Source organism: Streptomyces sp. NPDC001508 (assembly GCF_040298665.1).
Taxonomy (GTDB): Bacteria; Actinomycetota; Actinomycetes; order Streptomycetales; family Streptomycetaceae; genus Streptomyces.
Genome location: NZ_JBEPAP010000035.1, coordinates 68682 through 90402, shown reverse-complemented (window position 1 = coordinate 90402; position 21721 = coordinate 68682). Strand labels below are relative to the sequence as shown.

18 protein-coding genes and 3 pseudogenes are annotated in these 21721 nt (G+C 70.7%); 11 read left to right on the top strand and 10 right to left on the bottom strand.

The window, feature by feature from the left end; genetic code table 11:
* The 8 genes and pseudogenes from ABT245_RS27655 to ABT245_RS27620 form a co-directional block, all read left to right on the top strand.
* Positions 1-1500: pseudogene (locus tag ABT245_RS27655) on the top strand (nitrate- and nitrite sensing domain-containing protein); the annotation flags it as partial.
* Positions 1501-1509: 9 nt separating this feature from the next.
* Entirely contained in the window at positions 1510-1923 is a 414-nt protein-coding gene (locus ABT245_RS27650; protein ID WP_121890767.1) for a roadblock/LC7 domain-containing protein, read from the top strand.
* 110 nt (positions 1924-2033) lie between these two features.
* Entirely contained in the window at positions 2034-2432 is a 399-nt protein-coding gene (locus ABT245_RS27645) for a DUF742 domain-containing protein (RefSeq protein WP_121890765.1), read from the top strand.
* Positions 2413-2988, top strand: coding sequence for a GTP-binding protein (locus ABT245_RS27640; RefSeq protein ID WP_351738210.1), 576 nt, complete (start codon positions 2413-2415; stop codon positions 2986-2988). The genes ABT245_RS27645 and ABT245_RS27640 overlap by 20 nt, the downstream gene beginning before the upstream one ends.
* A 402-nt stretch (positions 2989-3390) precedes the next feature.
* A complete protein-coding gene (locus ABT245_RS27635) occupies positions 3391-6633 on the top strand; it encodes a sensor histidine kinase (RefSeq protein WP_351738207.1) in 3243 nt (1080 codons plus the stop codon).
* A gap of 10 nt (positions 6634-6643) precedes the next feature.
* Positions 6644-7057, top strand: a complete 414-nt coding sequence (locus ABT245_RS27630; protein ID WP_283285850.1) for a roadblock/LC7 domain-containing protein — start codon at positions 6644-6646, stop codon at positions 7055-7057.
* Between the two features lie 95 nt (positions 7058-7152).
* Positions 7153-7722, top strand: a complete 570-nt coding sequence (locus tag ABT245_RS27625) for a DUF742 domain-containing protein (RefSeq protein ID WP_351738204.1) — start codon at positions 7153-7155, stop codon at positions 7720-7722.
* Positions 7703-8284, top strand: coding sequence for a GTP-binding protein (locus ABT245_RS27620; protein ID WP_050369277.1), 582 nt, complete (start codon positions 7703-7705; stop codon positions 8282-8284). Before ABT245_RS27625 ends, ABT245_RS27620 begins: the two co-directional genes overlap by 20 nt.
* Positions 8285-8479: 195 nt before the next feature.
* Here the strand turns inward: ABT245_RS27620 and ABT245_RS27615 are convergent, their stop codons facing one another.
* Positions 8480-8677 (bottom strand): acyl-CoA carboxylase subunit epsilon, encoded by a 198-nt coding sequence (locus ABT245_RS27615; protein ID WP_351738200.1) that lies wholly within the window; start codon positions 8675-8677, stop codon positions 8480-8482.
* A 66-nt stretch (positions 8678-8743) separates the two neighbouring features.
* Entirely contained in the window at positions 8744-10339 is a 1596-nt protein-coding gene (locus ABT245_RS27610; protein ID WP_351738197.1) for an acyl-CoA carboxylase subunit beta, read from the bottom strand.
* 403 nt (positions 10340-10742) lie between these two features.
* On the opposite strand from ABT245_RS27610, the gene ABT245_RS27605 reads away from it, so the two are divergent.
* Together ABT245_RS27605 and ABT245_RS27600 are read left to right on the top strand one after the other, a co-directional pair.
* Complete coding sequence (locus ABT245_RS27605; RefSeq protein WP_351738195.1) at positions 10743-11354, top strand: YceI family protein; 612 nt, start codon at positions 10743-10745, stop codon at positions 11352-11354.
* Between the two features lie 370 nt (positions 11355-11724).
* Positions 11725-11949 (top strand): annotated as a pseudogene (locus tag ABT245_RS27600) (MarR family transcriptional regulator); the annotation flags it as partial.
* On the opposite strand, the gene cimA reads toward ABT245_RS27600, so the two are convergent.
* The 5 genes and pseudogenes from cimA to ABT245_RS27575 form a co-directional block, all read right to left on the bottom strand.
* Positions 11910-13520: a citramalate synthase gene (cimA, locus tag ABT245_RS27595; RefSeq protein WP_351738193.1), complete on the bottom strand. Its 1611-nt coding sequence runs from the start codon at positions 13518-13520 to the stop codon at positions 11910-11912. The pseudogene ABT245_RS27600 and the gene cimA overlap by 40 nt on opposite strands.
* Positions 13521-13802: 282 nt before the next feature.
* Positions 13803-15104, bottom strand: coding sequence for an MFS transporter (locus ABT245_RS27590; protein ID WP_351738190.1), 1302 nt, complete (start codon positions 15102-15104; stop codon positions 13803-13805).
* Positions 15105-15200: 96 nt separating this feature from the next.
* Positions 15201-15633, bottom strand: a pseudogene (locus tag ABT245_RS27585) (TetR family transcriptional regulator C-terminal domain-containing protein); the annotation flags it as partial.
* A gap of 120 nt (positions 15634-15753) precedes the next feature.
* Positions 15754-16842: a branched-chain amino acid aminotransferase gene (locus ABT245_RS27580; protein WP_351738187.1), complete on the bottom strand. Its 1089-nt coding sequence runs from the start codon at positions 16840-16842 to the stop codon at positions 15754-15756.
* 243 nt (positions 16843-17085) lie between these two features.
* A complete protein-coding gene (locus ABT245_RS27575; RefSeq protein WP_351738184.1) occupies positions 17086-18129 on the bottom strand; it encodes a 3-isopropylmalate dehydrogenase in 1044 nt (347 codons plus the stop codon).
* A gap of 154 nt (positions 18130-18283) precedes the next feature.
* On the opposite strand from ABT245_RS27575, the gene ABT245_RS27570 reads away from it, so the two are divergent.
* The gene (locus tag ABT245_RS27570) at positions 18284-19849 is read left to right on the top strand and encodes a purple acid phosphatase family protein (RefSeq protein ID WP_351738182.1); all 1566 of its coding nucleotides are present in this window, start codon (positions 18284-18286) and stop codon (positions 19847-19849) included.
* A gap of 70 nt (positions 19850-19919) precedes the next feature.
* On the opposite strand, the gene ABT245_RS27565 is transcribed toward ABT245_RS27570, so the two are convergent.
* From ABT245_RS27565 to ABT245_RS27555, 3 genes are all read right to left on the bottom strand, one after another.
* Entirely contained in the window at positions 19920-20051 is a 132-nt protein-coding gene (locus tag ABT245_RS27565; protein WP_086025501.1) for a hypothetical protein, read from the bottom strand.
* Between the two features lie 262 nt (positions 20052-20313).
* Entirely contained in the window at positions 20314-20853 is a 540-nt protein-coding gene (locus ABT245_RS27560) for a GNAT family N-acetyltransferase (protein ID WP_351738178.1), read from the bottom strand.
* A gap of 3 nt (positions 20854-20856) precedes the next feature.
* Complete coding sequence (locus ABT245_RS27555; RefSeq protein ID WP_351738176.1) at positions 20857-21717, bottom strand: alpha/beta fold hydrolase; 861 nt, start codon at positions 21715-21717, stop codon at positions 20857-20859.
* Positions 21718-21721: the final 4 nt, after the last annotated feature.

Here is a 21721-nt window from a genome sequence, read left to right as displayed (position 1 = left end):
CTGCGGGCGGCCGGTCCGGGCGGACCTGAGCAGGATGTCTTCGGTGGCATGCCCCCGCAGCGCGGCGGCGGCGCCGACCGGGGCCGGCAGCCGCAGCTGCCACCGCGCGGCGGGCCGCGGGCCGAGCTGCCGGGCGGCAACCCGCAGCCGCGCACGCCCGGTTGGAGCGACGAGAACGCGCGGCCGCCGCTGTCCCGGGCCTCGCTCGACACCCCGCGCGGCCATGACGAGCAGGATGCGGCGCAGACCTCGCGCATGCCGCGGTTCGACGACCGCCAGGGCCCCGGCTCGACGGCGGAGATACCGGCGATCCCGGCGGCCGACGCCCCTCAGGATCCGGCCGTCACGGACGAGTTCTCCCGGCCGGACTTCACCGGCGCGAACGACGCCCAGAACACCGGTCAGTTCGCCCGCCCCGGCCTCGACGCCCCGCAGGGCGGCGGCTCGTTCGGCCGCCCGGGCGGGCCCGGCCGGCAGGGCTCGGGCCAGTTCGTGCGCTCCGACGTCTTCGGCACGCCGAGCGGCCGGCCGGACGCCCCCGCCCCGGACGGGTTCGCCGCCCAGCAGGCGTACGACGACGGTTCCACCGGCCCCTTCGCCACGCCGGACTACGACAACGGCTCCACGGGGCGGTCCCCGGCGCAGGGTTACGACAACGGCTCCACCGGCCAGTTCCCCGCACAGGGCTACGACAACGGCTCCTCCGGGCGGTCCCCGGCACAGGACTACGACAACGGCTCCACCGGGCGGACCCCGGCACAGGACTACGACAACGGTGCCACCGGGCGGTCCCCGGCACAGGACTACGACAACGGCTCCACCGGGCGGTCCCCGGCGCAGGGCTACGACAACGGTGCCACCGGCCAGTTCCCCGCACAGGACTTCGACAACGGCTCCACCGGGCGGCACTCGCTGCCCGGCCGGCCGAACCAGCAGCACACGGGCCAGTTCGAGCGGCCGCAGACCAACGGCCGGGGCGCCGACTTCTCCGGGCAGCGCCCGTCGGTGCCGCCGCGGCGCACGCCCCGTCAGGAGCCGGAGGCGCTGCCCCCGGCGACCGGTCCCGGTGACGGCCGTACACCGCTGTACGACACGCTGGAGACCAACTGGTTCCGCGGCGGCCAGCAGGGCAACGGCTCGGCTCCGGCCGGGCAGCAGCCGCAGGGCGGGCCGGCTCCTTCGACGGGTCCGCAGCGTCCTGTCACGAGTTCCTGGCGCAGCTCGCCGAACGACGAACTCGTCCGGCAGGCCGAGCGGGTGCGCCAGCCCGCGGCGGGCGGGGTCACCACCTCCGGCCTGCCGCGCCGGGTACCCCGGGCGAACCTCGTCCCGGGCACGGCTCAGCAGCAACAGCACCAAAGCGGTCCGCAGGTCTCGCGCGCGCCCGATGACGTGCGCGGACGGCTGACCAATCTCCGTCGGGGTATCGCGCAGGGTCGTCAGGTCAACAACGGCCAGACCGGCAGCTTCCCGAGCCCCACTCACCAGCAGGAGCGTTAGTTGAGCCAGATGAGCCAGGCGGCACAGAATCTCAACTGGTTGATCACCAACTTCGTGGACAACACCCCCGGGGTGTCCCACACCGTCGTCGTGTCCGCCGACGGACTCCTTCTGGCGATGTCGGAAGGCTTTCCCCGCGACCGCGCCGACCAGCTCGCGGCCGTCGCCTCCGGGCTCACCTCGCTGACGGCCGGGGCCTCCCGGATCTTCGAGGGGGGCGATGTGGCGCAGACGGTCGTCGAGATGGAACGCGGGTTCCTCTTCCTCATGTCCATCTCGGACGGCTCGTCCCTCGCCGTCCTGGCCCACCCCGAGTGCGACATCGGCCTCGTCGGCTATGAGATGGCGCTCCTCGTCGACCGCGCGGGCGCCGTCCTCACACCCGACCTGCGCGCCGAACTACAGGGCAGTCTGCTCCACTGACCGGCCCCGGATCTACCCAGCTCACCAAATCACCGTCCGGCCGCCACAATCCCCCCACGGCCCCGTCAGACGGCACGACTGACCGACCTGCTGTCCCGCCCGGAGGATTCATGACCCCGCCCACCGCCTCTCATGATCCGTACGCGGAGCCGTACGGGGACGAGGGCGACCAGCCGCTGGTACGTCCCTACGCGATGACCGGCGGCCGGACCCGGCCGCGCTACCAGCTCGCCATCGAGGCACTGATCAGCACCACGGCCGACCCGGCAGCGCTCATGGGGCTGCTCCCGGAGCACCAGCGGATCTGCCATCTGTGCCGCGAGGTGAAGTCCGTGGCCGAGGTGTCCGCGCTGCTCACCATGCCCCTGGGCGTGGCCCGGATCCTGGTCGCCGACCTCGCCGAGGCCGGCCTGGTCGCCATCCACCAGCCGGGTGGCGACGAGAACAACGGCGGTGCACCGGACGTGACACTGCTCGAAAGGGTGCTCAGTGGACTTCGCAAGCTCTGACGGGGGGCGGGCCACCACCTCCGCGAAGATCGTGGTGGCGGGTGGCTTCGGCGTCGGCAAGACGACCTTCGTCGGTGCCGTCTCCGAGATCAACCCGCTGCGCACGGAGGCCGTGATGACGTCCGCCAGCGCGGGCATCGACGACCTCACCCACACCGGGGACAAGACCACCACCACGGTGGCCATGGACTTCGGCCGTATCACGCTCGACCAGGACCTGATCCTCTACCTGTTCGGCACCCCCGGCCAGGACCGGTTCTGGTTCATGTGGGACGACCTGGTGCGCGGCGCCATCGGCGCCGTGGTCCTGGTGGACACCCGTCGGCTGGCCGACTGTTTCCCGGCGGTCGACTACTTCGAGAACAGCGGTCTGCCGTTCGTCATCGCGCTCAACGGTTTTGACGGCCACCAGCCGTACTCCCCCGACGAGGTGCGTGAGGCACTGCAGATCGGACCGGACACGCCGATCATCACGACGGACGCCCGGCATCGGGCCGACGCCAAGAGTGCGCTGATCACGCTGGTCGAGCACGCCCTCATGGCCCGGCTGAGGTAGCGGCTAGCACTCAAGTCGGCAGTGACATACGGCAGTTGTCGTACGGACAGCGGAGCGGGCTGTGGCCTTTGACACGGTCGGCTCCGCTGTTCATAACGTTTCGGCAGAGGAATCGGATGGTACGGCCACGCGTCGTTGTCGACCGGTGCCGCTGCGCTCACAAAGGCCCCGTCTTTTGACGGGGCTCGCTCTTTATGACCGTTTTATCTGCGATACGGATCACTCGGAATCCGTGATTTCCACTGTTTGGAAGTGTGCTGGTCGTCGTGCTGGAATGCCTGAACTGCCCATTAGTCAAGGACGTACTCCGTAGCTGAGTGGGGCTGAGTGATCCCTGACCCACGGGGCTCTGAGAGACTGCGGCACGACGTAGGTGCCCGCCGCCGAGAGGTTGTTGGTCGAGTGAGGCGAAGCAAGAGCGGTCCCGAGCCGTCGGCCCGGGGGAACTTCACCCCGCCGCGCGCTGCGGCGCCCACCCCTGTGCCCGGCTGGGAGCGGTCGGCGACCCCCACCCCGCGCGGCGGCCGTCTCTCTCCGCGCAACTGGCGGGTGCCGACCCGGCTGAACGCGATCCTGCTGATACCCGTGGTGGTCGGTCTCGTCATGGGCGGCTTCCAGGTGAAGAGTTCGATCGACACCTGGCAGCAGGCCCGGGACGCGGAGAGCACCGCCCGCCTGGTCCGCGCCGCCCTCACCTATGCCGACGCCCTCTACGTCGAGCGTGATGTCTCCGCGGCGCCCCTGCTGCTGAACACCGACAAGGACACCGTCACCGAGGCCCGCAAGAAGACCGACCAGGCCGCCGCCGCCTTCGACGAGGCCGCCCAGGGCATGCCGCACACGGCCGGCCTGGAGCGCCGTCTGAAGCTGTTCCGGCAGGAGGAGCCCAAGCTCCAGGGCCTGCGGGCGAGCGCCTACACCACCAAGCTCACCGGTGTGAACACCGAAGAGGGCTACGTCGGCGTCGCCCATCCCCTGATGGAGTTCGCCAACGAACTCGGTCTGGGCACCGGCAGCGTCACCTCCTACGGCCGTACCGTCTACGCCATCTCGCTGACCAAGGCCGCGCTGTCGCTGGAGCGTTCCATCGGTATGCACCTGCTGGTCAAGCCCGGCCCGGACGCGCCGAACCTGGCCACCCAGCGGGTCGCCCTCTCCTCCTACGCCTATCTGGAGCGGATCGCCGTCGAGGAGTACCGCGCCGGTGGCACCGACGCGGACGCGCAGAAGCTCGTCGACGCCGAGAAGAAGATCAAGGCCGACGGCGTCGCACTGGTCCAGGAGGCCAGGGCCAAGGACCCGAAGTACGTGGCCCCGCCGTCCAACACGACCACGATGGTCTCCGCCGTGGCCACCCTGCCGGACACCGGCGCGCCCGCCCGTGACCAGCTCGCCCAGAAGGGCATCACCGCGCAGAACTGGTGGGCGGTCAACACCCTCAAGTTCACCGCGTACCGCCAGATCGAGGCGGACCTGGCCGACAAGGCCGTGAGCGAGGCATCCGGCATCGCCGCCGACGCCCGGACCGCTGCCTTCATCACGGGTGCCGCGGTCGTGGTCGCGCTGCTCGTCGCGTTCATCCTGGCCGGTGCCGTCGCCCGGCAGATGAGCCGCTCGATGCGGCAGCTGCGCAACGCCGCCTTCGGCATCGCCGAGCAGCGCCTGCCGATGCTGGTCGACCAGCTCTCGCGCACCGACCCGGGCCGTGTCGACACCCGGGTCCCGCCGATCCCGATCGCCTCGACCGACGAGATCGGCGAGGTCGCCCGGGCCTTCGACCAGGTCCACCGCGAGGCCGTCCGGCTCGCCGCCGAGCAGGCCATGCTGCGGGGCAACATCAACGCGATCTTCACCAATCTCTCGCGCCGCAACCAGGCGCTGATCGAGGGCCAGCTGACCCTGATCACCGACCTTGAGAACAACGAGGCCGAGCCGGACCAGCTGGAGAACCTCTTCAAGCTGGACCACCTCGCCACCCGTATGCGCCGCAACGGCGAGAACCTGCTCGTCCTCGCCGGCGAGGAACCCGGCCGCCGCTGGGACCAGCCCGTCCCGCTCGTCGACGTACTGCGCGCGGCCTCCTCCGAGGTGGAGCAGTACGAGCGCGTGGAACTGTCCGGCGTACCGGAGGCCGAGATCCACGGCCGCGCGGTCACCGATCTCGTGCACCTGCTGGCCGAGCTGCTGGAGAACGCGACGACGTTCTCCTCGCCGCAGACCAAGGTTCGGGTCACCGCCACCCGGCTGCCGGACGGTCGGATCATGATCGAGATCCACGACAAGGGCATCGGCCTGACCGCCGAGGACTTCGCGGACATCAACCACAAGCTCGCCAACCCGCCGACCGTGGACGCGGCGATCTCCCAGCGCATGGGCCTGTTCGTGGTCGGCCGGCTGTCCGACCGGCACGGCATCCGCGTCCAGCTGCGGCCCTCGGGAGAGCAGGCCGGCACCACCTCCCTGGTCATGCTCCCCGACGCCATCACCCACGGCGGTGGCGGTGAACAGCCGCTGGACCGCGAGGAGTTCACGGTCTCGCAGATCATCCCGGAGCAGCAGTTCCAGGGCGAGAACTTCAACCAGCCGCCGCCGCTGCGCACCGCCGCCGAACTCGGCTTCGACGACACCCGCTACACCGACGTCCCGGACGACATCCGCGAACTGAACCCGGTGGGCCGCTCGTTGATGCGCGAGGAGCGCCGCGCGGCCCTGGAGGCCCAGTCGCAGGACCCGGCCCAGCCCGCCGAGGCGCAGCCGGAGACCCCCGAGGCGCCCTCCTACGCCGAGGAGTTCGGCGCGCCGGCCTACGACGCCGGCGGTACCGGCTACCAGGAGCAGCCCGCGGCCTACGACCCGCAGCCGGCCTACGAGGAGCCGGGCCGTGCGGCGTACGACGAGCAGTACTTCGCGGCGGGCGGCGGCCTCCCGCAGGGCGACGCCTTCGCGGCGGGCGGCGGCTACCCGCAGCTGTCTTATACGGAGCCGTCGTATCCGGAGCCCGTCCAGGAGCAGCAGGCCGGCGCCCATGCCGCCGCGGCCGACCCCTACCGCCCCTTCGAGGAGCAGCCGCAGCAGGGCGGCTGGCCGCAGCAGGACGGTTACCACCACGGCTATCCGGCCCAGTACGCTGCCGAACCGGAATCCGCGCAGGCCGGTGACGTGGCGGAGCGGGACCGCGTAGGCTTCGACCGTCCGGGACCGGCTTCCTCCGCCGTCCACGAGCTGACCGACGCCGGGCTGCCCCGCCGCGGATCCCACGCGAGCGGTCCGAACGGCAACGGCGCGGGCGGCGCGGCGGGCGCGCGCCAGGAGCCGTCGGCTCCCGCACCGGAGAGCAACGGCGACAGCGCGTGGCGTTCGGCCAACGACGAGCGCTGGCAGCAGGCCTCGCAGCTGCGCAAGCCCAAGGCAGGCGGGGTCACCGCCTCCGGCCTGCCTCGGCGGGTGCCCAAGGCCAACCTGGTCGAGGGCGCCGCGGAAGCCACCCCGCAGGGAGGCCCACAGGTCTCCCGCGCCCCGGAGGACATCCGGGGCCGGCTGAGCAACCTGCGTCGGGGCGTCCAGCGCGGGCGCAACGCCGGTGCAGGCAGTGAAACGAACGGCCAGGGCTTCGGTCCTGACAGCACCTACGACCAGGAGCGTTAGTGTGAGCCCGATGAGCCAGGCGGCACAGAACCTGAACTGGTTGATCACCAACTTCGTGGACAGCACCCCGGGGGTGTCCCACACCGTGGTGGTCTCCGCCGACGGACTCCTTCTGGCGATGTCCGAAGGCTTTCCCCGCGACCGCGCCGACCAGCTCGCGGCCGTCGCCTCCGGTCTGACGTCTCTGACGGCAGGCGCCTCCCGGATCTTCGAGGGGGGCAGCGTGAATCAGACGGTTGTGGAGATGGAGCGGGGATTCCTCTTCATCATGTCCATCTCCGACGGCTCGTCCCTCGCAGTCCTGGCACACCCCGAGGCGGACATCGGCCTCATCGGGTACGAGATGGCGCTTTTGGTGGACCGCGCGGGCACGGTTCTCACCCCGGATCTCCGCGCGGAACTCCAGGGAAGCCTTCTCAACTAACAGACAGACGGTGCGTTTTCGGGTCCCGGGGCCGTAAGGTTTCGGGACGCGGCTTCCCAGGGACGGGTGCCCGGCACGGTCGGAGGAGGAGAAAAGTGGCAACACCCCCAAGCGGTTCGTCTGCGGGTAACTGGTCGTACGGTCCTGCCCAGGGCCAGGGCGACGGTTCGGCGAACCGGTACAACTTCCCCTCCACCCCGAGCCACCGGCAGCCGTACGCACCGCAGGGCCCCGGCCCTTCGCCGTACGACCAGCCGTCGGCACCGCGCATCCAGCCGGTGCAGCCGCAGCGCCGCCCCGAGCCGGCGCCCACCACGGCGGCGAACAACCCCTTGGTGCGTCCGTACGCCATGACCGGCGGCCGGACCCGCCCGCGGTACCAGCTCGCCATCGAGGCGCTGGTGCACACCACCGCGCAGCCGCACCAGATGCAGGGCCAGTTGCCCGAGCATCAGCGGATCTGCCATCTGTGCCGAGAGATCAAGTCGGTCGCCGAGATCTCGGCGTTGCTGACCATCCCCCTCGGCGTGGCCAGGATCCTCGTCGCCGACTTGGCGGAGGCGGGCCTGGTAGCCATCCATCAGCCCGGCGGCGACGAGACCGCCGGTGGCCAGCCAGACGTGACACTGCTCGAAAGGGTGCTCAGTGGACTTCGCAAGCTCTAGCGGCGGTCCTTCCCGCTCCACCACCTCAGCGAAGATCGTGGTGGCGGGCGGCTTCGGCGTGGGTAAGACCACGTTCGTCGGCGCCGTCTCGGAGATCAACCCGCTGCGCACAGAGGCCGTCATGACGTCCGCTTCAGCAGGCATCGACGACCTCACCCACACCGGGGACAAGACGACCACGACGGTCGCCATGGACTTCGGCCGCATCACCCTCGACCAGGACCTGATCCTTTACCTGTTCGGCACCCCCGGCCAGGACCGGTTCTGGTTCATGTGGGACGACCTGGTGCGCGGCGCCATCGGCGCGATCGTGCTGGTCGACACCCGCCGGCTGGCCGACTGCTTCCCCGCGGTCGACTACTTCGAGAACTCGGGTCTCCCCTTCGTCATCGCCCTGAACGGCTTCGACGGCAGCCAGCCGTACTCCCCCGACGAGGTGCGTGAGGCGCTGCAGATCGGGCCGGACACGCCGATCATCACGACGGACGCGCGGCACCGGGCGGATGCGAAGAGTGCGCTGATCACTCTCGTGGAGCACGCGTTGATGGCTCGGCTGCGCTGAGTTGTTTCCCGCGGCGTTCGACTACCGGGGGCCGCGGGCGGTCGTACGCCGGCTGCGGGTGGTCGGTGGCCGCTCGCCGTTCCCCGCGCCCCTTCGGGGGCGCGTCCCCCTGAGCGCAGTTCCCCGCGCCCCCTTGGGGCGCACGCCGAGAAGGGCCCCTCTGGTGGTGAGGGGCCCTTCTTGGCGTGCGGGGGGTCAGGCGTGCCAGCTGTGGGGGGCTCGGAATCCTGGCTCGCGGTCCAGGCGGCGCCAGCCGGCCTTGGCGCGGCCTCGGTGCGCGGGGGCAGCCTCAAAGCTGCGGGCGGCGGCACGGGCCAGCAGAATCGCCGTTATCGCGGCGACCTCCTCGGGCTCGGCGTGGCCCTTCTCGACGCGGATGTCGGGAGTGTTCATGGCTGTCAGTCTCCGTAAGAGAGGTTTCCGCGCGGGAACCAGTGGGTTACCGCGGGTCCGCCGGGGTCACTGCGGGGGGTTGCCGTGCTTGCGTGAGGGCAGGTCGGCGTGCTTGGTGTGCAGCATCGCCAGGGACTTGGCCAGCACTTCGCGGGTCTCGGCCGGGTCGATGACGTCGTCCACCAGGCCACGCTCCGCCGCGTAGTACGGGTGCATCAGCTCGGCCTTGTACTCCTTGACCATCTTCTGCCGCATGGCCTCGGGGTCCTCGGCCCCGGCGATCTGCCGGCGGAAGATGACGTTGGCCGCGCCGTCCGCACCCATCACCGCGATCTCGTTGGTGGGCCAGGCATACGTGAGGTCGGCGCCGATGGACTGGCTGTCCATGACGATGTACGCGCCTCCGTACGCCTTGCGGAGGATGAGCGAGATCCTCGGCACGGTCGCGTTGCAGTAGGCGTACAGCAGCTTCGCGCCGTGCCGGATGATCCCGCCGTGCTCCTGGTCGACACCGGGGAGGAACCCAGGGACATCCAGGAAGGTGACGATCGGGACGTTAAAAGCGTCACACATCTGAACAAAGCGCGCAGCTTTTTCACTCGCCTCGATGTCCAGCACACCCGCGAGCACCTGCGGCTGGTTGGCGACGATGCCGACGACCTGTCCGTCGATGCGGGCCAGTGCGCAGATGATGTTGCGGGCCCAGCGCTCGTGGACCTCCAGATACTCGCCGTCGTCGACGATCTCCTCGATGACCTTGGCCATGTCGTAGGGGCGGTTGCCGTCCGCCGGGACCAGGTCGAGCAGGGCATCGCCGCGCCGGTCCACCGGGTCGGCCGACTCCACGCGCGGCGGGTTCTCCCGGTTGTTCTGCGGCAGCAGCGACAGGAGGTAGCGCACCTCCGCGATGCAGGTCTCCTCGTCGTCGTAGGCGAAGTGGCACACACCGGAGGTCTCGGCGTGCACATCGGCCCCGCCCAGTCCGTTCTGGGTGATCTCCTCGCCGGTGACCGCCTTGACCACGTCGGGCCCGGTGATGAACATCTGCGAGGTCTCACGGACCATGAACACGAAGTCGGTGAGCGCCGGGCTGTAGGCGGCGCCGCCTGCGCACGGCCCAAGCATCACGCTGATCTGCGGGATGACGCCCGACGCCTTGGTGTTGCGCTGGAAGATGCCGCCGTAGCCGGCCAGCGCGGAGACACCCTCCTGGATCCGGGCGCCCGCCCCGTCGTTCAGGGACACCAGCGGGGCTCCGGCCGCGATGGCCATGTCCATGATCTTGTGGATCTTCGTCGCGTGCGCCTCGCCCAGCGCGCCGCCGAAGATCCGGAAGTCATGGGCGTAGACGAAGACCGTACGGCCCTCCACCGTGCCCCAGCCGGTGATCACACCGTCCGTGTACGGCTTCTTGGCCTCCAGGCCGAACCCGGTCGCCCGGTGCCGGCGCAGCTGCTCGACCTCCTGGAAGGAACCCGGGTCGAGGAGCAGCTCGATGCGCTCCCGGGCCGTCAGCTTGCCCTTGGCGTGCTGCGCCTCGGTCGCCTTCTCGCTGGGCCCCGCCAGCGCCCTCGCACGGATGTCGTGCAACTCGGCGACCCGCCCGCGCGCGTCCGCCGGTTCACCGGCCGGCTCACCCGTCGTCTCTTCCAAAACGGTCATGTAGCGACCTTACGAAGGACACCAAGAAAAGCGAGCCGTCGACTCCGTACAGTCTCCGGCCCGTTTTCCTGGTACCCCTGAACAGAACCTCACCGCGATACAGCCGTTCCGACTGCTCAGAGGGTGTCGCGCTTGTGGAGAGGTCACAAAGCCGTCACCGGAGAGCGGCCTCACATTCACGTACGGCACATGCCATCCCCGGAGTGACGCGACCCCCTCGGACGGCGGTCCGCGCAGAGCCTAGCGGTACGGCCGTCCCGCCGGGGAATCGCGTGACGCACCGTACGAGAGGCGACACACCGACGGATGATGTTGAATATTAAACCGGATGGGTCTACGGTCTCATTCAACGGCTCATTGAACGTTCAACATCAATGATCTCTTCGTCCCCAAGGAGTACGAGATGGGCATCTTCGGCAACAAGCACGCCGACCGGACGACCGACGCCACCGCCGCGGCGACGGTGAGCCCCCACCTGGCCTCGGTCACCGGCGACTACACGATCGACCCGGCCCACACCACGATCGGCTTCGTCGCCCGCCACGCCATGGTCACCAACGTCAAGGGCAGCTTCACGGAGCTGTCCGGCACGCTGCACCTCGACGGCACCGACCCCGCCAAGTCGACCGCCTCGCTGGACGTCACGATGGACAGCATCGAGACCGGCAACGCCGACCGCGACGGCCACCTGAAGTCGTCCGACTTCTTCAAGACCGACGAGTTCCCGACGATGACCTTCCGCTCCACCAAGGCGGAGTCCCTGGGCGGGGACGACTACCGGATCACCGGTGACCTGTCCATCCTCGGCGTCACCAAGCCGCTCTCCATCGACCTCCAGTTCAACGGCTCCGCCAAGGACCCCTTCGGCAACGAGCGCGTCGGGTTCGAGGGCAGGACGGAGATCCTGCGCTCCGAGTGGGGTCTGACCTGGAACGCGGCCCTGGAGACGGGCGGTGTCCTGGTCTCCGACAAGATCAAGCTGAACTTCGACATCTCGGCCATCAAGAACGCCTGAGCCGCCGGTCCCCTTTCGGGACCGGCCTCAGAAGCCGCCGCCGAAGTCGCCGCCGCCCCCGCCGACGTCGCCTCCCCCGTCGAAGCCGCCGCCGTCGCCGAACCCGCCCCCGAAGTCGTCGGGGTCGAAGTCGGCGCCCGACACATCACCGCCCTGGTAGCCGCCGGCGCCGAAGTCGCCGGAGGCTTCGGGCCCGTCGTACGGCCGCGGGTGCGGCCCTCGGTACGGCCTTCATCCTTCGAAGCTACCCGAATCCGCCCATATACGGTCGTTTCGTCCTCATGGTCTCGGCTACGGCCGCCTTCCGCTCCTTCCGAGGCCGCGGGCGGCGATGTCGCCGTGGGAGGTGGTGACGCGGAGGTCGAGAGGCCAAGGCGTCGCCGTCCTCGGCCCCCACACCCCGGCCGCCACCCGCCTGGAGAACATCGCCCGCTCCCTCGGCTCCGTCGGCGCAAGCATCACCCGCGCCGCCGAACAGGCCCGCGCGGCGATACAGCCCCGCGCCCCTTGGTCTCGGGAACGCGGGGAGTCCGGGGCGGTGGCCCGCCCCGGGGGTTACTTTGCCGGTTCGACTCCTGCTCGGAGCAGGCCGTAGGCGTAGGCGTCCTCCAGGGCCTGCCAGGAGGCCGCGATGACGTTCTCGGCCACGCCCACCGTGGACCACTCGCCGCTGCCGTCGGACGTGGCGATCAGGACCCGGGTCGTGGACTGGGTGCCGTGCTTGCCTTCCAGGATGCGGACCTTGTAGTCGACGAGGTCGAGCTTGGCGAGCTGCGGGTAGATCTTCTCCAGCGCCACCCGCAGGGCCCGGTCCAGGGCGTTGACCGGGCCGTTGCCCTCCGCCGTGGCGACGATGCGCTCGCCCTTGGCCCAGAGCTTGACCGTGGCCTCGTTGGCGTGGGTGCCGTCGGGGCGGTCCTCGACGATGGCCCGCCAGGACTCGACCCGGAAGTAGGTCAGGGGCCTGCCCTCGGCCTCCGCGCGCAGCAGCAGCTCGAACGAGGCGTCCGCCGCCTCGTAGGTGTAGCCCTTCAGCTCGCGTTCCTTGACCCGCTCCACGACCCGGCCGACCAGTTCCCGGTCGCCGCCGAGGTCGATGCCGAGTTCCCTGCCCTTCAGCTCGATGGAGGCACGGCCCGCCATGTCGGAGACCAGCATGCGCATGGTGTTGCCGACCCGTTCGGGGTCGATGTGCTGGTACAGGTCCGGGTCGACCTTGATGGCGGAGGCGTGCAGGCCGGCCTTGTGGGCGAAGGCGGAGACGCCGACGTACGGCTGGTGGGTGGACGGGGTGAGGTTGACGACCTCGGCGATCGCGTGCGAGATGCGTGTCATCTCGCACAGCCGGCCCTCCGGGAGGACCTTCTTGCCGTACTTCAGCTCCAGGGCCGCGACCACCGGGAAGAGGTTGGCGTTGCCGACCCGCTCGCCGTAGCCGTTCGCGGTGCACTGCACATGGGTGGCGCCGGCGTCCACGGCCGCGAGGGTGTTGGCCACCGCGCAGCCCGTGTCGTCCTGGGCGTGGATGCCGAGCCGGGCGCCGGTGTCCGCGAGGACCGTGGCGACCACGGCCTGGATCTGGGCGGGCAGCATGCCGCCGTTGGTGTCGCACAGCACCACGACGTCCGCGCCGGCCTCCGCTGCGGTCCGGACGACCGCCTTCGCGTACTCGGGGTTGGCCCGGTAGCCGTCGAAGAAGTGCTCGCAGTCGACGAACACCCGGCGGCCCTGCGCGCGCAGGTGGGACACGGTGTCGCGGACCATCTCCAGGTTCTCGTCGAGCGTGGTGCGCAGCGCCAGCTCCACATGCCGGTCGTGCGACTTGGCGACCAGCGTGATGACCGGGGCGCCGGACTCCAGGAGCGCCCTGACCTGCGGGTCGTCGGCGGCTTTGGCGCCGGCGCGACGGGTCGAGCCGAACGCGACGAGCTGGGCGTGCCGGAAGTCGATCTCCTGCCGGGCGCGGGCGAAGAACTCGGTGTCCCGGGGGTTCGCGCCGGGCCACCCGCCCTCGATGAAGCCCACTCCGAAGTCGTCCAGGTGCCGGGCGATGGCGAGCTTGTCCGCGACGGTGAGGTTGATGCCCTCGCGCTGCGCGCCGTCGCGCAACGTGGTGTCGAACACGTGGAACGAGTCGTCGAGCTCGCTGGTTTCCGTCTCGGTCATGGTCTCAAGGCTCCTGTTTGGGATCTCGGTCGTTCCGGAATGACCGGCTCCACCATCCCCCCATACTCCCCCGCGCTCCGTTCCCGGCTGAAGGTGGGCCAGGAAACGAAAAAACCCCTCGCGGGTGCGAGAGGTCTGCGCGCGGGTCGAGGACGACGGTGGCCACCCGTACCTGGTCGTACGTGGTGGTCACTGCGGACCGGCGCGCCTGCTGCCAATAATCATGGCGAACGAGAGCACGGGGGCAGTGTGGCACAGTCCGCCCCCGGCTCACCGCCCGTCTCAGGATGCGGTCGTCACACCAGATGCCTCGTGAGACGGCACCCGGGTCAGATCCAGGTCCTTCGTCTCCCGCATGGTGACGTACACCACGAGGGACACCGCGGCACAGCCGGCCACGTACCAGAAGAAGCCGGACTCCGCGCCCGCGCTCTTGAACCACAGGGCGACGTATTCCGCCGTGCCGCCGAACAGGGCGTTGGCGATCGCGTAGGGCAGCGCCACGCCGAGCGCGCGCACCCCGGTCGGGAACAGCTCCGCCTTCACACACGCGTTGATCGAGGTGTAGCCGGTGACCACGACGAGCGCGAGCAGGGCGAGGCCGAGGGCGGGCCAGTAGCCGTCCGCGTGCTTGAGCAGGATCATGATCGGCACGGTGAGCACGGTGGAGCCGACCGCGAAGGTGATCAGCAGGGGGCGGCGGCCGATCCGGTCGGAGAGCCGGCCCGCGAGGGGTTGCAGACAGGCGAAGACGAGCAGCGCGGTGAAGGAGACGAGGGTGGCGGTCTCCTTGGCCAGGCCCGCCGAGTTCGACAGGTACTTGGTGAGGTACGTGGTGTACGTGTAGTAGGCGACCGTGCCGCCCATGGTCAGCGCGATGACCAGGAACGCCTCCCGCCGGTGCCGCCACAGCGCGCGCAGGGTGCCGCGCTCCTCGCTGCCCGAAGCATCCTGCGCGTACACCTCGGTCTCCAGCATGGTGCGGCGCAGATGGAAGACGACCGCGGCGCCGAGCGCGCCCACCACGAACGGGATGCGCCAGCCGTACCTGTGCAGCGCGTCGTCGGACATGGTGCGCTGCAGGACGATCAGCAGGCCGAGGCCGACGATCTGGCCCGCGGTCATGGACACGTACTGGAAGCTGGAGGCGAAGCCGCGCCTGCGCGGGTCCGTCGCCTCGGTGAGGTAGGTGGCGCTGGCCGCGTACTCGCCGCCCACCGACAGCCCTTGCAGCAGACGGGCGACGAGCAGGACGAGCGCGCCGCCGTAGCCGGCCACCGCGTAGGTCGGCGCGACGGCGATGAGTACCGCGGACGCGGACATCAGTGTGACGGTCAGGGTCAGCGCGGCCTTGCGGCCCCTGCGGTCGCCCACCCGGCCCAGCAGCCAGCCGCCGACCGGGCGCATGAAGAAGCCGACGGCGAAGATGCCGGCGGTGTTCATCAGCTGGGCGGTGGGGTTGCCGCTCGGGAAGAACGCCCCGGCGAAGTAGGTGGCGAAGCTCGCGTACACGAACCAGTCGAACCACTCGACCATGTTGCCCGCCGAGCCGATCCAGATCCTCTTCCAGTGCTCTCGTCCCATGGACGTAACGTGCCGGGGGTTCGCAGGTGCGACAAGAGCGAACCGCATTGTGTTCATTGCGTTCACGGGCGTGCGGGACCCCGGCCGCCGACGTCGTCAGGCGTCCGGGTACTCCGCAGGTCCCAGCGACTCGTTTGGGAACTCCCGTACGTGGCCGAGGGTCTGGGCCCGGCCGGGTGCCGCGCAGGCCGACCGCCACATGGACGGATAAGGCGTCGAGGAGGGCGCGCAGCCGGGCGGCGAAGCGGTCGGCGTGCACGGGCCGGAACGCGCCGTGCGAGACGCCCGCGGCGGTCAGGGCGACGAGGGCGCGGTGCCAGGCGCCCTCGATGGCGGCCCGCCGGTCGCGGGCGTCGTCGGTGGCGGCGGCCTGCGGGCGGTTCCGGACCTCCGGCCGGAGCGTCCGGTGCGGATCGCGGTGGCCGTCGGGAACGTACAGGTCGACGTAGGCGTCGAGGCGGGCACGGGCCGCCGCGCAGCGGGTGAGCAGTCGGCCGTGCTCGACGCCAAGCCGGTCCTCGCTCCACTCTTGGTGTCCCCGCCGACCGGTTTCGCCCCGGACCCCGGGCCCCGGACCCCAGGACTCGGGACTCGGGACTCGGGGTCCGGGGTCCGGGGTCCGGGGGAAGCCGGGCCGTCGGCGTGGTGGTCAGCCGAGGGGGTGCATCCAGGCGTGGCTGTCCTCGGTGATGCCGCGCTGGATGTCGAGGAGGGCCTGGCGGAGTTCGAGGGTGACCTTGCCGGGCTCGCCCTCCGACTCCTTCCACTCGGCGCCCGCGCGCTTGACCGTGCCGACCGGGGTGATGACGGCGGCGGTGCCACAGGCGAACACCTCGGTGAGGGTGCCGTCCTCCGAGTCGCGCTGCCACTGCTCGATGGAGACGCGGGCCTCCTCCGACTCGTAACCGAGGTCGCGGGCCACGGTCAGGAGGCTGTCGCGGGTGACGCCCTCCAGGATCGAGCCGCTGAGGGTCGGCGTGACGATCTTGTTGCCGTACACGAAGTACAGGTTCATGCCGCCGAGTTCCTCGACCCACCGGTGCTCGACCGCGTCGAGGTAGCAGACCTGGTCGCAGCCCTCGGCCGCCGCCTCCGCCTGGGCGAGCAGCGAGGCGGCGTAGTTGCCGCCCGTCTTGGCGTCGCCCATGCCGCCGGGAACGGCGCGGACCCGGTCCTCGGAGACCCAGATGGAGACCGGCTTGACGCCCCCGGCGAAGTACGCGCCGGCCGGGGAGGCGATGACGAGGAACAGATACTCGTTGGCCGGCTTCACACCCAGCCCGACCTCGGTCGCGATCATGAAGGGCCGCAGATAGAGGGACTCCTCGCCGCCGTGTGCGGGCACCCAGTCCTTGTCCTGGCGGACCAGGGCGTCACAGGCCTCGATGAAGGTCTCGACCGGGAGTTCGGGCATGGCCAGTCGGCGGGCGGAACTCTGGAAACGCCTGGCGTTCTGGTCCGGGCGGAAGGTCGCCACGGAGCCGTCGGGGCGGCGGTAGGCCTTGAGACCCTCGAAGATCTCCTGCGCGTAGTGCAGGACGTTGGTGGCCGGGTCGAGGGGGATCGGCGCGTACGGAACGAGCTGGCCGTCGTGCCAGCCCCGGCCCTCGGTCCACTTGATCGTCACCATGTGGTCGGTGAAGTGGCGGCCGAATCCGGGGTTGGCGAGGATCGCCTCCCGCTCCGCTGCGGGCAGCGGGTGGGCGGAGGGCTTGAGCCCGATCGTGGGCGTCGTCATCAGTGGTAGTCCTTCACCGGTTGTAGTGACGGGCCGCGCTCACGCCCGCCCGGCCGGCGGCCGGTGCTAGGACGTCCGAGCATTCCCTCATGCCGCGGCTCCGCGTCCGATTATCACGCGGGGCACAGGTGGAAGGAATCGGGGTGAATACGGCCCAGGGGTCGATGGTGGCACCCGGCGGGGACGATGGGGAAGCCGCCGGGTGCCTGAGCAACCCGACGGCTTGGTGCGGCGCGGCGGGGCTCAGCCGGCTACGCGTACGCGGAGCGCGTCGCCGATGTCCGAGGTGCTGCGGGCGGGCCCCGCTGCGCGCTCCGCGAGGTCGGCGGAGACGGCGTCCTCGATACGGACCGCCTCGGTGTCGTAGCCGAGGTGGCGCAGCAGCAGCGCGACGGACAGGACGGTGGCGGTGGGGTCCGCCTTGCCCAGGCCCGCGATGTCCGGGGCCGAGCCGTGGACCGGCTCGAACATGGACGGGAACGTGCCGCTCGGGTTGATGTTGCCGGAGGCGGCCACGCCGATGCCGCCGGAGACGGCCGCGGCGAGGTCGGTGATGATGTCGCCGAAGAGGTTGTCGGTGACGATGACGTCGAACCGCTCGGGCTGGGTGACCAGGTAGATGGTGGCGGCGTCGACGTGGATGTACTCGGTGGCGACCTCGGGGTACTCCGCGGCCACCTGGTTGAAGATGTTCGTCCACAGGTGCCCGGCGAAGGTCAGCACGTTGTTCTTGTGGACCAGCGTGAGCTTCTTGCGCGGGCGTGCCTGGGCACGGGCGAAGGCGTCGCGGACCACGCGCTCCACACCGAAGGCGGTGTTGACGGAGACCTCGGTGGCCACCTCGTGCGGGGTGCCCGTGCGGATGGTGCCGCCGTTGCCCGTGTAGGGGCCTTCGGTACCCTCGCGGACGACGACGAAGTCGATCTCGGGCTGACCGGCCAGCGGGGTGGCGACGCCGGGGAGCAGCTTCGACGGACGCAGGTTGACGTGGTGGTCGAAGGCGAACCGGAGCTTGAGCAGGAAGCCGCGCTCCAGGACGCCGGAGGGGACCGACGGGTCGCCGATCGCACCGAGCAGGATGGCGTCGTGCTGCTTCAGCGCGTCGAGGTCGGCCTCGGTGAGGGTCTCACCGGTGGCGTGGTAGCGCTGGGCGCCGAAGTCGTACTCCTTGGTCTCCAGCTTCACATCCTGCGGAAGGACGGCGGAGAGGACCTTGAGACCTTCGGCCACGACCTCCTGGCCGATTCCGTCGCCGGGGATCACTGCGAGATTGATGCTGCGAGACATGTCGGCACCCTACTCCTCGTCCCATGGGATGACATGAGCCGTCCGCCATACGGACAACGCGGGGCCGCTCGGACGGGTGACCGGCCCGGTGCTTCGTCGGACGTTCACCCGGGTGTGGGGCGGTCGTCGGCGGCCGGTGGAAAAGTTCATCGTCATGGAGACCCCCGACTTCGGCATCCCGCGGCGGCTGGCGAGCCGGATGAGCATGGCCGAGCAGCACGAGTATCTGCGGACCCGGCTGTCCCGGCGCCGCACCCTGGTGACGGCGGGCGCGGTGGCCGGCGGGCTGCTGTCCGGCTGCTCGGGGCCGTCCGGCCCGGCGTCCGCGCCGGCCTCCGGTCCCGCAGCGGCGACCTCGCGGGTCGCGGGCGGCGCGATCGCCCCGTTCGGCCGGCATCTCGCGTTCGGCGCCGACCCGAAGACCGGGATGCGGATCTCCTGGCAGGTGCCGTTCGCGGTCCGCCGGCCGTTCGTGCGGGTCGGCTCGCGCCCCGATGAGCTGAGTCGCCGGACCGACGCGGAGCTGCGCGACCTGCACACGCCGGGCCTGGACGGGGTGCGGCCCGCGGTGGAGCAGTACTACGTGCATGCGGCCCTGGACGGTCTGCGTCCCGGCACGACGTACTACTACGGCGTCGGCCACGACGGCTGGGACCCCGCCTCCCCCGCCCATCGCTCGACGATCGCCTCCTTCCGCACCGCGCCCGCCACCCCGGAGCGCTTCGTCTTCACGGCCTTCGGCGACCAGGGCGTCAGCAGGAGCGCGAGCGCCAACGACGACGTCCTGCTGCGCCGGCGGCCGGCCTTCCATCTGCACGCGGGCGACATCTGCTACGCGGACGCCAACGGCACCGGCAGCACGTCGGACGGCTACGACCCGCGGTACTGGGACCTGTTCCTGAAGCAGACCGAGCCGGTCGCCCGGTCCGTCCCCTGGATGGTGACGACCGGCAACCACGACATGGAGGCCTGGTACTCGCCGGACGGTTACGGCGGCCAGCTCGCCCGTTTCTCCCTGCCGGACAGCGGCTTCGATCCGCAGGGAACACCGGGGGCGTACGCCTTCGTCTACGGCAACGTCGGCTTCGTGGCGCTGGACGCGAACGACGTGTCGTACGAGATCCCGGCCAACCTCGGGCACACGGCCGGCCGGCAGACGAAGTGGCTGGACGGCACCCTCGGCGAGCTGCGCTCGGCGCGGGACGTCGACTTCGTGGTCGTCTTCTTCCACCACTGCGCCTACTCCACCTCCACGCACGCCTCCGACGGGGGCGTGCGGGACGCGTGGCTGCCGCTGTTCGCGCGGCATCAGGTGGACCTGGTGATCAACGGGCACAACCATGTGTACGAGCGGACCGACGCGGTGCGCGACGGCGCGGTGGGCCGGGCGGTGCCGATCGGCGGGTCCACGGATCCGACCCGGGACGGGATCGTGTACGTCACCGCGGGCGGCGGCGGCCGGAACCTGTATTCGTTCCCGTCCGGGGTCGGGGACAGCTATGAGGGGCATGTCACCCGGCACGACGCGGTACGGAGTTTCCACTGGACGAAGTCCCGGGACACCGAGGCGGAGACGGTGGAGTGGTCCCGGGTGCGCTACACCGGCTTCTCCGTCCTGGAGGTGGCGGCCGAGACGGGCCCGGCCGCGCGTCTCACGGTGTCCGCGCTGGCGCAGAACGGGGACCGGATCGACCACTTCGAGGTGCGGCGCGGCCGGTAGGGTCGCGCCGCACCCCGTGCGGGTGCGGCTCCCGGCCACTGGGGTGTCATGCGCGCCGCGCGGGCCCGGTTCAGTGGCCCGTCTGGCCGCCGTTGTCGCGGCGGTCGAGGGCGCGCTGGAGGGCGGCGGCGGCGTTCTTGCGGTCGGACTCGCTCGTGCGGGACACGTGGCGGACTCGGCGGCGGACGGTCGTCTCGGCCATGGGGATCGACTCCTTCGAGATACACCTGGAGTACGGAAAAAAAGGGGGTTACGAGACGCCGGAGGGGCAGGGAGCGGTGCCGCAGGGGTTGCCTGCACGGGCCCGGCTCACGACCGCCATTCGCTGGATCGAGCGAGACGTTCGGCTCCTACAAAACTAAGGGGGGATCGCGCTTCTGTCTCCATAATTAGTCGGACTTCCTACTATCTGAGACGGCGGACCGAGTGCCACCCCTGTGACCTGCGGTTTCGTCGTCCGGGGGTCAGAGCACATCCCCGTCGCGCCAGTCGAAGACCAGTTCGTGATCGGGGTCGGGCGGTGCGGCCGGCGCGGAGCGCACCAGGAGGCCGCCCTCCTCGTCCGCGAGCCGTACGATCCCGTCCGGCGAGAGGGCGTGGATCCGGCCGGTCCAGAGCCGCCAGCCGCGGGGCCCGTAGAGCAGGGCGCCCTCCTCGCTCGCCGACAGCGCGCCGAGGTCGTACGCCCGGTCGACCACCCGTTCCAGGGCGCCCATCACCTGCCCGCCCAGGCCCCGGCGGCGCACGGCGGGCCGTACCACGACGGCCTCGACGTACCCGACGCGCAGCCATCGCCCGCGGTGCCGTGCCCGGCGCATGACGACCGAGCCGTGCGCGACGATGCCGTCCGCGTCATGCACCAGGGCGTGCATGCCGCCCAGCGCATGCTCGAAGTCGGCGTCCTCGAAGTCGCCCGCGAAACCGTCGTGCAGAAGAGAGCGGATGGCACGCAGCTCCTCGGGAGCCAGCTCCGCGGTATGGGCGGTACGCAGGGTGAAGGTCATGCGTCAATCATCGGCGCTCCGGCCGGGCACGGTCAGCGCGTCGGCGACCGCCGTCCGGAAACCGTCGGGGTCCTCGGCCCACGGCAGGTGCCCGGCGTCCGGCAGGGCCACTCGGCGGACCCGGGGCAGGGCCCGCTCCAGGGAGTCCACGGCGGTGCGCGGACGGATGTCGTGCGCGCCGTCGACGATCAGGGTGGGCACGTCCAAGGCCGTGCAGGCGGTGTACAGCGCGGGGGTCCCCCAGCTGCGTTTCGTCTCGTCGCCGAGGGCCCGGTTGCACGCGAAGTTGATCGGGAACCAGGGGTCGGCCATGCGCTCGGCGTGTTCCAACGCCCGCTCCCGGTCCGCGAAGTCGGTCGACCACTGGAGCACCGCGTGTTCCCGGGACTCGTCCGGCACCTCACGCCAGCGGGCGAGCCGTTCGGGACGCTCGCCGAGCCGGGTGAGGAGGTTGTGCTCGTAGGCGTCCTTCCAGTCCGCCGCCGGCCCGATCCCCGTACCGGCCACGTACACCAGCGTCCGCACCCGCTCCGGATGGGCCAGTGCATAGCTCAACGCCAGTTGCGCGCCCCAGGAATGACCGAGCAGCGCCATCCGCTCCAGCCCGAAGTGCCGTCGTACGGCGTCCAGATCGGCCACGAAGCGCTCGGTCGTCCAGGGCCCGTCGATGCGCTCCGAACGTCCGCAGCCGCGCTGGTCCCAGCGGACGACCGCCGTCACGTCGGTCAGCAGCCGCGCCACGTCCGCGAACATGTCCCACAGCCCGGGGCCGCCGTGACACAGCACCAACGGGTCGCCCGGCCCCGACCGCAAGGCCCACAGCCGTACTCCGTCGTCGGTGGTGATCGTCTCCGTGTCGTCCATGAGG